The sequence below is a fragment of the Flavobacterium sp. 9R genome (assembly GCF_902506345.1).
Lineage (GTDB): Bacteria > Bacteroidota > Bacteroidia > Flavobacteriales > Flavobacteriaceae > Flavobacterium.
Map to the genome: position 1 here is coordinate 305,598 of NZ_LR733413.1, position 16,647 is coordinate 322,244.

Genomic DNA, 16,647 nt, shown 5'->3' on the forward strand with positions numbered 1-16,647 from the left:
CTGTTATAGCATCTTTGCTTTATCAAATTAAATAATCAGAATAAAAATATAGTTATGTGCGGAATTGTATGTGCCTTTGATCTAAAACAGAAATCAGAAACCCTAAGACCTCAAGTCTTAGAAATGTCAAAAATTATCCGCCACCGTGGACCAGATTGGAGTGGAATCTTTAGTAATGAAAAAGCGATTTTGTCTCACGAACGTTTGGCTATTGTAGATCCAGCTTCAGGGAAACAACCATTGTTAAGCGAAGATGGTAATTTGATTTTGGCTGCCAATGGCGAAATTTATAACCACCGCGATTTGCGCAAACAGTTTGATGGTAAATATCAATTTAAAACCGAAAGTGACTGCGAAGTAATTTTGGCATTATACAAAGAAAAAGGAGTTGATTTTATTGACGAAATGAATGGAATCTTCGGATTTGCTATTTATGATGTTGAAAAAGACGAGTACTTCGTAGCTCGTGATCATATGGGAATTATTCCTTTATATATAGGATGGGATCAACACGGTACTTTTTATGTAGCTTCTGAATTGAAAGCATTAGAAGGCTATTGTACAAAAATAGAGTTGTTTCCTCCAGGACATTACTTGTCCAGTAAAGATGGGGAGTTTGTACAATGGTACAAAAGAGATTGGACAGACTATGAAGCGGTAAAAGATAATGAAACCAGTATTCCTGCAATCAAAGAAGCTTTAGAAGCTGCGGTTCACAGACAATTAATGAGTGATGTGCCTTATGGAGTGTTGCTTTCAGGAGGTTTGGATTCGTCAATTACTTCGGCGGTAGCTAAAAAATACGCTCAAAAACGTATTGAATCAGACGATCAAGTAGATGCTTGGTATCCACAATTACACTCTTTTTCCGTTGGTTTAGAAGGTTCGCCAGATTTAGCTGCTGCTCAAAAAGTGGCAGAACATATCGGAACGATTCATCACGAAATTAAATTTACCATTCAAGAAGGATTGGATGCCGTTCGTGATGTGATTTACAACCTAGAAACGTATGATGTTACTACAGTAAGAGCGTCAACTCCAATGTGGCTAATGGCGAGAGTCATTAAATCAATGGGAATTAAAATGGTATTGTCTGGTGAAGGTGCCGATGAGTTATTTGGAGGTTATTTGTATTTCCATAAAGCGCCGAATGCAAGAGAATTTCACGAAGAGAACGTTCGTAAATTAGGTAAACTGCATATGTACGATTGTTTGAGAGCGAACAAAAGTTTAGCGGCTTGGGGAATTGAAGGACGTGTGCCATTTTTGGACAAAGAATTTATGGACGTAGCTATGCGTATTAATCCTCAAGATAAAATGATTAACAAAGAGCATCCAATGGAGAAATGGGTAGTTCGTAAAGCCTTTGAGGATATGTTGCCTGAAAGTGTTGCTTGGAGACAAAAAGAACAATTTAGTGATGGTGTGGGATACAGTTGGATTGATACCTTGAAAGCAGTTGTTGCTGAAGAAGTTACTGACGAACAATTGGCGAATGCTAAATATAAATTCCCCTTGCAAACACCAACTTCAAAAGAGGAGTATTACTACCGTTCTATTTTTGCAGAACATTTCGCAAGTGATGCAGCGGCTTTATGTGTTCCTCAAGAAGCTAGTGTGGCTTGTAGTACCAAAATTGCCTTAGAATGGGATGAAGCTTTTAAAAACATGAACGATCCATCAGGTAGAGCCGTGGCCAATGTACACGATGATGCCTATGTAAAAGCATAATTGTTATTTGAATTAGATTATTAGTTGTAATGTTGAAAACACGCTCTTTTTAGGGCGTGTTTTTTTTATTGGGATATAAACCATAAATGTTGATAACTTAAGCGCTTAAAAAGCCATTTTTGACCTAAATTCCTTTCGGTTTTTGTATATTTGCGTGTTATACAAAAAATACATTTTTAGAATAAAATATATATGAGCGAAGAAATCAATAAGAACAATTATTCAGCAGACAGTATTCAGGCATTAGAAGGAATGGAGCACGTAAGAATGCGTCCATCAATGTATATTGGAGATGTAGGTGTCCGTGGTTTGCATCACTTGGTGTATGAGGTAGTAGATAACTCTATCGATGAGGCAATGGGAGGTCATTGTGATACCATTAGTGTAGCTATAAATGAAGATGGTTCTATTACAGTTGAAGACAACGGTCGTGGAATTCCAGTTGGGATTCATAAAAAAGAAGGCGTTTCAGCACTTGAGGTAGTAATGACCAAGATTGGAGCTGGAGGAAAATTTGATAAAGATTCTTATAAAGTATCTGGAGGTCTTCACGGTGTTGGGGTTTCTTGTGTGAATGCTTTATCTTCTCATTTAAGAGCAACCGTTCATAGTAGTGATGGTAAAGTGTATGAGCAAGAATACGAAAGAGGAAAAGCTTTATATCCAGTAAAGCAAATTGGAGATACTACCAAAAGAGGGACTATCGTAACTTTTTATCCTGACCCAACCATTTTTACGCAAACTACGGAGTATTCATACGATACGCTTTCTGCACGTATGCGTGAATTGTCTTTTTTGAATAAAGGAATTTCAATCACTTTTACAGATAAAAGAGAAGTTGATAAAGATGGTAATTTCTTAGGAGAAGTATTTCATTCTACCGAAGGATTAAAGGAATACATTCGTTATTTGGATGGAAATCGTGAACCAATCATTACGCACGTAATTTCGATGGATCACGAAAAAGGAGAGATTCCAGTTGAAGTAGCTTTGATCTACAACACAAGTTATTCTGAAAACATATTTTCGTATGTAAACAATATCAATACACACGAAGGAGGAACGCATTTGCAAGGTTTTAGAAGTGGTTTGACAAGAACGCTTAAAAAATATGCTGATGCTTCTGGAATGCTGGATAAATTAAAGTTTGAAATTACTGGGGATGATTTCCGTGAGGGGTTAACTGCGATTATTTCTGTAAAAGTAGCAGAGCCACAATTTGAAGGACAAACTAAGACTAAGTTAGGAAATAGAGAAGTAGTTTCTCCTGTAAGTCAAGCGGTAGGGGAAATGTTAGAGAATTATTTGGAAGAGAATCCAAATGATGCTAGAATCATTATCCAAAAAGTAATTTTAGCGGCTCAAGCGCGTCACGCAGCTAAGAAAGCTCGTGAAATGGTACAACGTAAAACCGTTATGGGCGGTGGAGGTTTGCCAGGTAAACTATCTGATTGTTCTGAACAAGATCCTGCAAGATGTGAAGTGTACCTTGTCGAGGGTGATTCGGCAGGTGGAACTGCAAAACAAGGTCGTGATCGTGCATTTCAAGCTATTTTGCCTTTGAGAGGTAAAATTTTGAACGTGGAGAAAGCCATGCACCACAAAGTTTTTGAAAACGAAGAGATTCGAAATATATTTACAGCACTTGGTGTAACTGTAGGAACAGAAGAAGATAGTAAAGCGCTTAATATTTCTAAACTACGTTATCATAAAGTAATTATTATGTGTGATGCCGATGTCGATGGTAGTCACATTGCTACCTTAATATTAACCTTCTTCTTCCGATTTATGAAAGAGTTAATCGAAGAAGGACACGTTTATATCGCAGCGCCTCCCTTGTATTTGGTTAAGAAAGGAAATAAGAAAGAATACGCTTGGAATGATGTTCAGAGAGATCAAGCTAACGAAAGAATGGGAGGTAGTGCCTCTATTCAACGTTATAAAGGTCTTGGAGAGATGAATGCTGAGCAATTGTGGGAAACAACTATGGATCCTAGCTTTAGAACATTGCGTCAAGTTAATATTGATAGTTTGGTAGAAGCAGATAGAATCTTCTCTATGTTAATGGGAGACGAAGTGCCACCAAGAAGAGATTTTATTGAAAAAAATGCTGTTTATGCCAAAATAGATGCGTAAATTAGGGGATTGATTATAAGAATCAATTTTACATATAAATAAAATTTAAAAAAAATGAAAGTTACCATTGTAGGAGCAGGAAATGTGGGAGCAACCTGCGCAGATGTAATTGCTTATAGAGGAATTGCAAGTGAAGTAGTATTATTGGATATTAGAGAAGGATTTGCCGAAGGAAAGGCAATGGATATTTCTCAATGTGCAACTAATACAGGATTTAATACAAAAGTTTCAGGTAGTACAAATGATTACACAAAAACAGCTAATAGCGATGTTGTAGTTATTACTTCAGGAATACCAAGAAAACCAGGGATGACAAGAGAGGAATTAATTGGAATCAACGCTGGAATTGTAAAAACAGTAGCTGAAAATGTTTTAGCTCATTCACCAAATTGTATTGTAGTAGTGGTTTCAAACCCTATGGATACTATGACATATTTAGCTTTAAAAGCTACAGGATTACCAAAAAACAGAATAATCGGAATGGGTGGAGCTTTAGATAGCTCTCGTTTTAGATATTATTTGTCAAAAGCATTAGATGTTCCTTCAAATGATATCTCAGCAATGGTTATCGGAGGACATGGAGATACAACTATGATTCCATTAACTCGTTTAGCATCATATAATGGTATTCCAGTTTCACAATTTGCTTCTCAAGAAGTATTGGATAAAGTTGCTGCAGATACTATGGTAGGTGGAGCTACTTTAACAGGGTTACTAGGTACATCAGCTTGGTATGCGCCAGGAGCTTCTGTAGCTTACTTAGTGGATAGTATTTTGAATGATCAAAAGAAAATGATTGCTTGCTCTGTTTTCTTAGAAGGAGAATACGGTCAAAACGATATTTGCATCGGTGTACCATGCATTATTGGTAAAAATGGTGTAGAGCAAATCATCGATATCAACTTGAATGAAGCTGAGAAAGCAGCATTTGCTAAAAGTGCTGAAGCGGTTAGAGGTATGAATGCTGATTTGAAAACAGTATTGGCATAACCGTTTTTTATCATTAAAAAAAAAGACTGCACTATTGCAGTTTTTTTTTTTGAGATTAATTAATAAAAAAATTGGTTAATCATTTCGTTAATGATATATTTGCTCGGTTTAAAAAAAATGATATAATGCACAGTTGATTTTTTTGTTTTAAAAAAACGATGTCAAGGCTTATTTTATTGAGGTTTAAAACAAAAAAGAGTAATTAAAAAATAATTAATTTTTAGTAATAATGCAGAATAAAGGACTTATTAAATTTTTCGCAATTCTATTTGCATTGGTAAGTATTTACCAACTTTCTTTCACATTTGTTTCTAATAAGATTCAAAGTGATGCTAAATCTTTCGCTGGTGGTAACACTGAAAAAGAAGTAAAATATTTAGATTCCATAGGGAAAGAAAAGGTGTTTAATCTTGGAATCACAGATTATACATACAATGAGGTTAAAGACAAACAAATCAATAAAGGTCTTGACTTAGAAGGAGGAATTAACGTAATTCTTCAAATTTCTGTAAAAGACATTTTGAAAGGATTGTCTAATAACTCAAAAAATCCAGTTTTCAATAAGTCTTTAGCTGATGCTACTGCTAATCAAAAAGGTAATCAAACGTATTTAGATGCCTTCTTTGAAGCTTTTGAAGCTAATGCTAATGGTACAACTAAGTTAGCCTCTCCTGAAATTTTCGCAAACAGAAGCTTGCAAGGTGATGGTGGTGTTGATTTTCAAATGACAGATGCTCAAGTTCAAAAAGTAATTAAAAGAAAAGTAAACGAGTCTGTTGAAAGTGCTTTTGGTGTTTTAAGAGAGCGTATCGACAAATTTGGTGTTACTCAACCTAATATTCAAAAAATCGGTGAGTCAGGTAGAATCCTTGTTGAGTTACCAGGTGCTAAGGATGTTGATAGAATCAAAAGATTATTACAAGGAAAAGCAGAATTACAATTCTGGGAAACCTATAAAATTGAAGAGATTGGTAACTTCTTGGTTGCTGCTAATGATGCTTTAAAGAAAACAGAAGTTGCAAAAGTAGAAACTAAAAAAGTTGTAAAAGATAGTTTAAGTGCTTTATTGACTGACGAAAAAGATTCTACTGCAACAAAAGCAGGAAAAAATCCTTTGTTCGATAAAATTATTGCGCAAGGTGGTGGGCCAGTTTTAGGAATGTTTTCTCCGAAAGATACGGCTGTTGTTAATGGTTATTTGAAAAGACCAGACGTAAGAAATTTATTAGCAGGTGAGCAACGCTATGCTAAATTTGTTTGGGGTAAACCAACAACTATTCAAGATGCTAAAGCAAAAGATAAAAAAATCGATGCGGTTGAGTTATATGCTTTAAAAGGAAATAGAAATGATGCGCCTTCAATGGCAGGTGGTGTGGTAACAGATGCTACTGATACATTTGACCAAATGGGTAAACCAGCAGTTTCTATGCAAATGAATAGCAAAGGAGCTAAAGAATGGGAAGAATTAACAGGAAGAGCTTATACTTCAAAAGGATATATTGCTATCGTATTGGATAATGTAGTTTATTCTGCACCAGGAGTATCTAGTGGACCAATTGCTGGTGGAAGATCTGAAATCTCTGGTAATTTTGATATTACAGAAACAAAAGATTTAGCTAACGTTTTAAGAGCAGGTAAATTGCCAGCTGCAGCTGATATCGTTCAATCTGAAGTAGTAGGACCATCTTTAGGTCAAGAAGCAATTGATAATGGAACAACCTCTGCATTGGTTGGTTTGTTATTGGTGTCACTTTGGATGTTAGTGTATTATGGTAGAGCTGGTTGGTATGCAAATATTGCATTGGCGGTTAACTTATTATTCTTGTTTGGAATTTTAGCAAGTTTAGGTGCGGTACTTACTTTACCAGGTATTGCAGGTATTGTTTTAACAATGGGTACAGCAGTAGATGCGAATATCATTATCTATGAAAGAGCTAAGGAAGAACTTCGTTCTGGAAAGACTTTAAATGAGGCAGTAATTGCTTCTTATAGCTGGAAAGGTGCAATGCGTTCTATTGTTGATGCTAACGTAACGCATATTTTGACTGGTGCTGTTTTATTCATATTTGGTTCTGGACCAATCAAAGGTTTTGCTACTACATTATTAATTGGTATTGTAACTTCTTTGTTTACATCTATTTTTATTGCTAGAATTTTTATTGATAGAAATATTGCAGGTAAAAATGATTTATCATTCGTTACTAATTTCTCTAAAAACTTCTTTACTAATTTCCATTATAACTTCTTAGGAATTAAAAAATGGTCTTATGCTTTTTCAGCAATTGTAACTGTAGTTTCTATTATTTCTATCGCTACGAATGGTTTTGATCAAGGTGTGGATTTTGTTGGAGGAAGAACTTTCCAAGTTCGTTTTGATAAATCTATGAAGCCTGAAGAGATTAAAGAAGAATTAACTGCAATCTTTGGAAGTGCTGAGGTTAAGATTTTTGGTCAAGACAATCAGTTGAAAATTACAACTAAATATAAAATTCAAGAAACTGGTATAGCAGCTGACGAAGAAGTTAATAAATTGCTTTATGAATCTTTGAAAAAGCATTATTCTCCTGATGTTACTTACGATAAGTTTGTTAACGCTTATGAAGGAAAAAAATTAGGTATTGTTTTAGCTTCTAAAGTTGGACCTACTGTTGCAGAAGATATCAAAACGAATGCTTATTGGGCGGTTTTAGGTGCTATGCTTATTGTTGGATTGTACTTAGTAATTAGTTTTAGAAAATGGCAGTACAGTTTAGGAGCTATTGCTGCGGTTGCGCATGATGTTATCTTTGTATTAGGTATCTATTCATTGTGTTACAAGTTTATGCCATTCGGAATGGAGATTGACCAACACTTTATTGCGGCAATCCTAACAGTTATTGGTTATTCTATGAATGATACTGTAATTGTATTCGATAGAGTTCGTGAATTCTTAGATGGTAAAACTAAAGGTAACTTTAGTGAAATTGTAAATAACTCTATTAACTCTACTATGTCTAGAACAATTAATACATCATTGACAATGATTGTTGTATTGTTAATCATGTTTGTGTTTGGTGGAGAATCAATTAGAGGATTTATTTTCGCTATGTTGATTGGTATTATAGTTGGAACGTATTCTTCTTTATTTATTGCTACTCCAGTTTTAGTAGATTCTATCTCTATTGCTGATAAAAAATTAATTGAAGAAAGACATAACGAGAGTAAGTAATTTTATTTTTATTCTAAAGGATACACTGAAAAGTGTATCCTTTTTTTTTGCCTTTTATTATCAAATATCCCCAAATTTATTAACCTATTTTTTATGTCAAGTTTTAGATTTTTTATTTATTTAATTATTTTTCTTAATTTTTCTGTTTATTCTCAAAGTATTAAAAGTCCTATTGTTCTTGCTTATTTTCCTTCATGGTCTGAATCTTTTGCCGGTGCTGGGCAAAATTCTAAATTAAGGGAAATTCCATCTTATGTTAATGTTGTTTTTTTATCTTTTGCAAAACCAGACTTGCAATATAGTAAAGGGTCATTGGATATTTCAAAAACTGGAATTGAAGTGCCATATGATGGTTGTGCATTAAAAGAAAGTATTTATGCTCTTAAACAAAAAGGGACAAAAGTAATATTGTCAATTGGTGGTGAAACGTTTTGGACTGATAGTGCTATCTATTCAAAAATAAATTATTCGCAAATTAAAGATCTTGTTGATGATTTTGGATTTGCTGGTATTGATTGGGATTTTGAACCTAACGGCTCCTTTCAAGAAATTGGCTCAAAAGACAATGTGCAACATTTTATTGATTTTTTTACAAAATCTAGAGCTTTGATGCCAAGAAGTGAGGGTTATATTTTAGCTTGTGCTCCTGCAGGTGCTGGTGCTATGGGCGGTCAAAACAATGATGATGCAAGTTCCCCATACGCATATGCTAAGAGGAATGCTTTAACAGGAGAATCAGATACTAATTTGTATAGTGCTACAGCACCAACAAATGGTATTAGTTTGTTTGGATTTAGTTCTACCGGGCATATGATTCCTGTCTTTAAAGCGGTTGGGAATTTGATAGATATTGTTGCATTTCAGGGTTATAATATTGGTGCTAGCGTAAATAGAAAAATAATGTATGATTCTTATGCGTATTATGCTGAGAAATATGGTTTTTCTGTTGCTGCGGGTATCCATTATCCAAACGAACCTTGGGGGCCGTATTATGAATACAATCATCAAAATGTTGCTGATTTATCCTCACATATAAAAAATTATTCTTCTCGTATTGGAGATAATGATGGTATTATGATTTGGCAATTGTTGTTAAAAGGAGCTAATAGCTCTAGTTATTCTTACTTAAATATTGCTTCAAATATATTAAATGGTCAAACAAAAGATTTAGCTATTCAAGAAGCTAATAATTTTTCTATGACTCCTTATAGTTCCAAAGATTTTTCTTGTGATGGTAAGGAAGTTGAAAAATATTGCGGTGTAGTTAAGTATGAACCTACTGTGTCCTATTCTTCTGCTAAAACCAAAGTTTATTATAACTTAAATATTTGGGAAAATAATTATTGGGCTAACCCCAATGAGTATCCTGGTTTGGTTGCAGGACAATGGACAAAAGTTAGTGAATGTACTTCAGGTCCAGATAAAATATTGTCATTAAATTTATTAGAAGAAACTAAACAGTTAGATGTTTTTTATGCTAATAGGACTGTTTATTATGAGTCTCAAAATGTTTCAATAGATTCAATTTTTATTTTTAATGCAAATGGACAATTAATGTATAATAAAACAAATTCAAAGAACAATTTTTCGGGATCGATAGACGTAGTTAATTATTCTAAAGGAGTTTATTTTGTTCATTTTATATCAGAAAAAGGTACGTTAATTAAAAAAAATATTTTTTAAGTTAATTTAGTTGTTTACTTAAATAGAAAGGATGAATCGAAAGATACATCCTTTTTATTTTATAGCTATTTTGTTTTTGTTGCTAATACCGATATTTATTTTATAGCTTTGTTATCTTCGAACAATAAAATAAAGTGTTATTATATGAAAAAAGTAATTTTAAGTACTATGATTATTTCTTCTTCTTTGCTTTCGTTTGGGCAATCCGCGATAAAGTATCCTGCCACTAAAAAGATTGACAAAGTAGATGTGTATTTTGGTAATTCTATTCCAGACCCTTTTAGATGGTTGGAAGATGACCGTTCAGCCGAGACTGCCGAATGGGTAAAAGAGCAAAACAAAGTTACCTTTGATTATTTAGCAGCGATTCCGTTTCGAAATACAATCAAAGCACGTATGGAAAAACTTTGGAATTACGAAAAAGTTTCAGCGCCTTTTAAAGAAGGAGACTATACGTACTATTATAAAAATAATGGATTGCAAAATCAATCGGTTATGTATAGAAAAGACGCTAAAGGGACTGAAGAGTTGTTTTTAGACCCAAATACCTTTTCTAAAGATGCCACAACTTCATTGGATGGTGTGAGTTTTTCTAAAGACGGTTCTTTAGTGGCTTATTCTATCTCAGAAGCGGGAAGTGATTGGAGAAAAGTAATTTTTATTGATGCCAAAACGAAACAGAGTATCGGTGAACCTTTGGTTGATGTAAAGTTTAGTGGTTTATCTTGGAAAGGGAATGAAGGGATTTTTTATTCTAGTTATGAAAAACCTAAAGGAAGTGAACTTTCGGCTAAAACGGATCAACACCGTTTATTCTTTCACAAGCTTGGAACCAAACAAGCCGAGGATGCTATACTATTTGGTGATCAAGAAAAACGCAGATATGTTGGTGGCTATGTGTCGGATGATAATCGTTATCTGTTTATTTCTGCCGCAAATTCTACTTCAGGAAATGAATTATACTTAAAAGATTTATCTGTTTCAAATAGCCCTATTGTGGCCATTCATAAAGGATTTGAGTATGATGTTGATGTTTTGGATAATGTTGGTACTACACTTTTTATAGTGACAAATTTAAAAGCGCCTAACAAAAGGATTGTTACTGTTGATGTAGCGAATCCAGGTGTTGAAAATTGGAAAGATTTGATTCCAGAAACTGAGCAAGTATTGAATCCATCGACAGGTTCAGGGTATATTTTTGCTAATTATATGAAAGATGCTGTTTCTGTGGTGAAACAATTTGATTATAAAGGAAAATTAATCCGCACCATTGCCTTACCTGGTGTTGGAACTGCTTCAGGTTTTGGTGGAAAAGCCAAAGATAAAGAGTTGTATTTTTCATTTACTAACTATGTAACTCCGGGTACTACTTATACCTTCTTCCCTGAAAGTGGTAAGTCGTCTGTTTATGTTAAGCCTAAAGTTGATTTTGTTTCCGAAAATTATGAGTCTAAACAAGTATTTTTTACGTCAAAAGACGGAACCAAAGTACCGATGATTATCACACATAAGAAAGGATTGCAATTAAACGGAAAGAATCCAACTATTTTGTACGGTTATGGTGGGTTTAATGTGAGTTTAACACCAAGTTTTAGTATTGCTAATGCGGTTTGGTTAGAAATGGGTGGAATTTATGCAGTAGCGAATATGCGTGGAGGCGGAGAATACGGTAAGAAATGGCACGACGCTGGAACCAAAATGCAAAAACAAAATGTATTTGATGATTTCATTGCAGCGGGTGAGTATTTAATTTCTCAAAAATATACTTCTTCTGATTTCTTAGCAATTCGTGGTGGTTCTAACGGTGGTTTATTGGTTGGCGCTGTGATGACACAAAGACCTGACTTGATGAAGGTTGCACTTCCGGCAGTAGGTGTTTTGGATATGTTGCGTTACCATACGTTTACTGCTGGTGCAGGTTGGGCGTACGACTATGGTACAGCTGAAGATTCTAAAGAAATGTTTGCCTATTTAAAAGGCTATTCACCAGTGCATAATGTTAAGTCTGGGGTGAAGTATCCTGCTACATTAGTAACGACCGGAGATCATGACGATAGAGTTGTGCCAGCTCATAGTTTTAAGTTTGCGGCCGAATTGCAAGAAAAGCAAACAGGCAGTAATCCTGTTTTAATTCGAATTGAGACCAATGCAGGACACGGTGCTGGAAAACCAGTTTCTAAGACAATTGAAGAAGCTGCCGATATTCAGGCGTTTACTTTGTTCAATATGGGATTTAAATCCATTCCTAAATAATACAAATTTTTAGTTTACTTTTGAAAGCATTCCTAGATTCATAGGAATGCTTTTTTATTTAAACCAATCAAGTGCATGCGATTATTTATTTCTTTTTTATTCCTCCTTTGTAGTAATTTTATATGGTGTCAATCGATTAAGGATAGCTGGAAAGTAGGTTTTTCTTATGGAACAGGAAATGCTATTAAAAACACCGATTATACCTATACCAATTCCAGTTATAAAGTGTTGTTTTATAAAAAATGGCGGACTTACAAGGGAATTGATTTTTCTTTTTTCTTTGGCCCAGAATACAATCACGCCTCTCATCAATTGCTAAATTTTTATTTTGTAAAGCCAGAAACACCAAATTATGAGGCCAAACGGGACGCTTTTATGCAATTAAAAACCATTAATGAAGGTGTTTTGCAATTAGGAATGACGGTTCAAAAAAAGATTGGTAAACGAAGTGCCATTTACGTTTTAGGAAGCATAAGTCCTATGCTTACGGATACAGAAACTGAACGATTGTCAAAAGGATTTGCTTTTTGTGACATTCTAGCACTAGGGTATGCTTTAGATTTAAAGTATTTTGCATTGGATGTACGACCTAGTTTTCGACACACTTCCAATGCAGGTTTGAATACATCCAACGCTGGCTTTAATACTAAAAATATAGAACTAGGGATTGTTTTTCCACTATAAAAAAAGCGCTACTAGAAAGTAACGCTTGATAAATATTGACTAGAATGTTTTAAGCTTCTTTTTTGGCTCTAAAAACAAAAAACAAACCAATAAGGATAAAAGGAATACTCAACCATTGTCCGGTAGAAAGGATGTTGCCTAAATCACTTTCAAAACCACCTTGACTTTCTTTTACCGACTCAACAATGATACGAACCGTAAATAAAAGTACTAGAAACAATCCAAACAAAAAGCCTGATTTCTTTCTTGCCTCTGTTTTCCAATATAAGAAAAACAAAATAGTAAAAACGAAGATGTAACAAAATGCCTCATACAACTGAGTTGGATGTTTAACAGGAACTTGAGCCAGTAAATCAGCAAACTTTGGATCAGTTGCAATCGCAGTATACGCTTCGTTTGGGTTTGTAATTCCAGTAGCATTTACAACATCTCTTGGACTAAATTGATCCCTCAAAAAGCGAATTCCAAAAGAAGAAGAGGTTTCTTTCCCTATGATTTCGGAATTGAAAAAATTACCCAAACGCACAAAAATAGCGCCGCTTGCCACAGGAATAACTACGCGATCCAAAATCCATAATTGTGGACGTTTCAATATGTTTTTGCTGTAGAAATACATAGCAATTACGATAGAAATAGCAGCACCATGACTCGCTAAACCTGTAAAACCAGTAAATTCCCAACCATTGATGAAACCCAAAAGGTTGCCATTGGCATTTTCACGAATTGGAAGTGCAATTTCAACGATATGATTGCGATAATATTCCCAATCATAAAAGAAAACATGACCCAATCGCGCTCCAATCAACGTAGCTAAGACGGTCCAAATAAAAAGCGAATCCAATTTGTCTATCGATTCTCCTTCGCGTTCAAAAATATGTTTCATTATGTACCAACCCAATCCAAAAGCTACTACAAACATTAGACTGTAATATCGAATCATAAAAAAGCCTAAATCTAATCCTTCAGATGGATTCCAAACCAAGTTTAAAGCGTGTGTCATGTGTAATTTTTTTGTAAATATAAACTTTAAATGTAATCAAATTGAGAACCTTTAATTACTATTTGTGTGTGCATTTTTTTTCAGGAACAGGGTCGTATCCTTTTCCTCCCCAAGGATGACAGCTCAAAATGCGTTTCAATCCTAAATAAGTACCAAACAAAAAGCCGTGTTTCTGCAATGCTTCTATCATATAGCTCGAGCAAGTGGGCTCGTACCTGCAGGCGGCTGGTGTAAAAGGGGAGATGGCTCCTTGATAAAAGCGTACCAAAAGAATTAATGGGTAGGTAAAAATTTTATTTAACATCATCTTTTGTTAGTCAACTAATAATTAGGAGCAGGTAAATAAGGCATTTTCAGTAAGTATGGGTCCCGCTGTCCGTTATATCTTTGCCTTTTTACAGAAAAAGGCAAAGGATGCCACTCCCATCGGGGCTAAAAGGATAGAAATTGATTTTTTGGAAACATTAACTTCTAATTTCTAACCTCTACCTTTGAATTAGATACTAAAAGTAGTTCCTTCTTTCCCGTCCTTCAATTGAATACCCAAGGCCAATAATTGGTCTCTAATTTGGTCAGAAAGCGCAAAGTTCTTGTTTTCTCTGGCTTGCTTTCTCATTTCAATCAATAACTGAATGGTGCCTTCTAATTTATCGTTACTGCTATCGGCAATTTTTTCATTTTCAAGACCCAAAACTTCAAACACAAACGCTTCTATAGCAGTCGTAAATGTTGCCAAATCTTCTGCTGTTATAGTTTCTTTGCCGTCTTTGATAACATTAATATAACGAACGCCCTCAAACAAATGTGCAATCAAAATTGGTGTATTAAAATCATCATTCATCGCATCATAACACAATTGTTTCCAATCTTCAATGGCAACAGACGATTGAGCGCTTGTAGGTAAGTCTTTCAATAACGAAAGAGCTTCCATTAATCGTTTGTATCCTTTTTCGGCAGCCACAATAGCATCATCCGAAAAATCAAGAATACTTCTATAATGCGCCTGTAGCATAAAGAAACGGGTAACTGAAGCAGAGAAAGGTTTACTTAAAATGGTGTTCTCTCCCGTCAAAATTTCTCCTGGCAAAATATTATTCCCAGTCGATTTTGCCATTTTTTTACCGTTTAAAGTAAGCATATTAGCGTGCATCCAATAATTCACAGGTGTGTGTCCTGTGCAAGCTTCATTTTGAGCAATTTCACATTCGTGATGTGGGAATTTCAAATCCATTCCACCACCGTGAATGTCAAAATGATTGCCCAAGTATTTAGTACTCATAGCGGTACACTCTAAGTGCCAACCTGGGAATCCATCACTCCACGGCGAAGGCCAACGCATAATATGTTGCGGCTCCGCTTTTTTCCATAAAGCAAAATCTTGAGGATTTCGTTTGTCGGATTGACCGTCTAAATCTCGAGTATTAGCCAACATATCTTCAATGTTTCTGCCACTCAAAATTCCGTAATGATGGTCTTCATTAAATTTTACCACATCAAAATAAATAGAACCATTGGCTTCATATGCAAAACCATTGTCTATTATTTTTTTGATAATTTCAATTTGCTCAATGATATGTCCAGTAGCTGTAGGTTCAATACTCGGAGGTAAAAAATTAAAGGCGCTCAAAATACGATGGAAATCAACAGTATAACGTTGAACGACTTCCATCGGTTCCAATTGTTCTAATCTCGCTTTTTTAGCAATTTTATCTTCTCCTTCATCTACATCATCCACGATATGACCTACATCGGTAATGTTACGCACATAGCGAACTTTGTATTCTAAATGCAATAAATACCTGAATATTACATCAAATGACATAAAAGTTCTCACATTCCCTAAATGTACATTACTGTACACCGTTGGACCACAAACATACATTCCTACATTTCCTTCGTGAACGGGTACAAATGATTCTTTTTCTCCAGATAGAGAATTGTATATTTTGAGGGGTTGATGGTTGTATAAAGGCATTTTTATTTGTTTAACAGTTTAACGGTTTAATGTTTAACGTTGAATTATTGATTGCAAACTTATGAATCGTGATTGCTTATTTGAAAAAAGTAAATAATCTGTTGTCTATCGATTAACTATTTAACCGATTGAACAACAAATCATAAACGTTTAGAATTTTGTTTCTAGTTTGATGTAATCCAAGAATTCTCTTCTAGTTTGAGCTTCTTTGAATTTTCCGCCAAATTCAGAGGTTACCGTACTACTTTCGATATCTTTTATTCCTCTAGAATTCACGCAAAGATGTTTGGCATCTATTACACAAGCTACATCTTCTGTTCCTAATGCTCTTTGAAGTTCTTGAACAATTTGCATCGTCAAACGCTCTTGTACTTGAGGTCTTTTTGCATAATATTCAACAATTCTATTCATTTTAGACAAGCCAATTACAGTTCCTTTAGAAATATAAGCCACGTGTGCTCTTCCTATAATGGGTAATAAATGATGTTCACAGGTAGAATACAAGGTGATGTTTTTTTCAACCAACATCTCACCATATTTGTAGTTATTGTCAAAGGTTGAGGCTTTTGGTTTTTTATTTGGATTCAAACCTCCAAAAATTTCTTTCACAAACATTTTTGCTACACGATTTGGAGTGCCTTTTAAGCTGTCATCTGTTAAATCCATACCCAAAGTAAGCAACATATTTTCTACATCTTTCTTGATGCGTTCAATTTTTTCTTCATCCGAAATAGCAAAAGCATCTTCTCTTATCGGATTATTAGCGTTGGTACTAATATGATTATTTCCTATTTCGTCGTGGAATTCTTCGTTATTTGTCATTAAAAATTACTATTTGTTGGGTGTGTATTTTTCAAGGGGTAAAGATAAATAATAAATAGTAACAAATTCAATCGCTTGAGGGAATTAATTGCCTTGTTTTTCTTAATATTTCAGGATTAATTTTAACAAAAAAAGACAATAACTCCTTTGAATTATTGTCTTTTG

General features: G+C 34.5%; 11 protein-coding genes. 7 read left to right on the forward strand and 4 right to left on the reverse strand.

Annotated features, from left to right (window positions below; genetic code table 11):
- Nucleotides 1–54 precede the first annotated feature (54 nt).
- From asnB to FLAVO9AF_RS01480, 7 genes are all read left to right on the forward strand, one after another.
- Entirely contained in the window at nucleotides 55–1,731 is a 1,677-nt protein-coding gene (asnB, locus tag FLAVO9AF_RS01450; protein ID WP_159683068.1) for an asparagine synthase B, read from the forward strand.
- A gap of 192 nt (nucleotides 1,732–1,923) precedes the next feature.
- Entirely contained in the window at nucleotides 1,924–3,867 is a 1,944-nt protein-coding gene (gene gyrB / locus FLAVO9AF_RS01455) for a DNA topoisomerase (ATP-hydrolyzing) subunit B (protein ID WP_159683073.1), read from the forward strand.
- A 54-nt stretch (nucleotides 3,868–3,921) separates the two neighbouring features.
- Nucleotides 3,922–4,857, forward strand: coding sequence for a malate dehydrogenase (gene mdh, locus FLAVO9AF_RS01460; RefSeq protein WP_159683078.1), 936 nt, complete (start codon nucleotides 3,922–3,924; stop codon nucleotides 4,855–4,857).
- Nucleotides 4,858–5,086: 229 nt separating this feature from the next.
- Nucleotides 5,087–8,065, forward strand: coding sequence for a protein translocase subunit SecDF (secDF, locus tag FLAVO9AF_RS01465; RefSeq protein WP_159683081.1), 2,979 nt, complete (start codon nucleotides 5,087–5,089; stop codon nucleotides 8,063–8,065).
- Between the two features lie 93 nt (nucleotides 8,066–8,158).
- Nucleotides 8,159–9,748, forward strand: coding sequence for a T9SS type A sorting domain-containing protein (locus FLAVO9AF_RS01470; protein ID WP_159683084.1), 1,590 nt, complete (start codon nucleotides 8,159–8,161; stop codon nucleotides 9,746–9,748).
- Between the two features lie 168 nt (nucleotides 9,749–9,916).
- Nucleotides 9,917–12,001 (forward strand): prolyl oligopeptidase family protein, encoded by a 2,085-nt coding sequence (locus FLAVO9AF_RS01475; RefSeq protein WP_370516463.1) that lies wholly within the window; start codon nucleotides 9,917–9,919, stop codon nucleotides 11,999–12,001.
- 75 nt (nucleotides 12,002–12,076) lie between these two features.
- Nucleotides 12,077–12,685 (forward strand): acyloxyacyl hydrolase, encoded by a 609-nt coding sequence (locus tag FLAVO9AF_RS01480; protein ID WP_159683090.1) that lies wholly within the window; start codon nucleotides 12,077–12,079, stop codon nucleotides 12,683–12,685.
- Nucleotides 12,686–12,734: 49 nt separating this feature from the next.
- On the opposite strand, the gene lgt is transcribed toward FLAVO9AF_RS01480, so the two are convergent.
- The 4 genes from lgt to folE all read right to left on the reverse strand — a co-directional run bounded on the left by lgt (nucleotide 12,735) and on the right by folE (nucleotide 16,482).
- On the reverse strand, nucleotides 12,735–13,685 hold the full coding sequence (gene lgt, locus FLAVO9AF_RS01485) for a prolipoprotein diacylglyceryl transferase (RefSeq protein WP_159683093.1): 951 nt from the start codon (nucleotides 13,683–13,685) through the stop codon (nucleotides 12,735–12,737).
- 58 nt (nucleotides 13,686–13,743) lie between these two features.
- Nucleotides 13,744–13,989 (reverse strand): membrane protein insertion efficiency factor YidD, encoded by a 246-nt coding sequence (gene yidD / locus FLAVO9AF_RS01490; protein WP_159690806.1) that lies wholly within the window; start codon nucleotides 13,987–13,989, stop codon nucleotides 13,744–13,746.
- A gap of 192 nt (nucleotides 13,990–14,181) precedes the next feature.
- Nucleotides 14,182–15,660, reverse strand: coding sequence for a cysteine--tRNA ligase (cysS, locus tag FLAVO9AF_RS01495; RefSeq protein ID WP_159683096.1), 1,479 nt, complete (start codon nucleotides 15,658–15,660; stop codon nucleotides 14,182–14,184).
- A 150-nt stretch (nucleotides 15,661–15,810) separates the two neighbouring features.
- The gene (gene folE / locus FLAVO9AF_RS01500; protein ID WP_159683099.1) at nucleotides 15,811–16,482 is read right to left on the reverse strand and encodes a GTP cyclohydrolase I FolE; all 672 of its coding nucleotides are present in this window, start codon (nucleotides 16,480–16,482) and stop codon (nucleotides 15,811–15,813) included.
- Nucleotides 16,483–16,647: the final 165 nt, after the last annotated feature.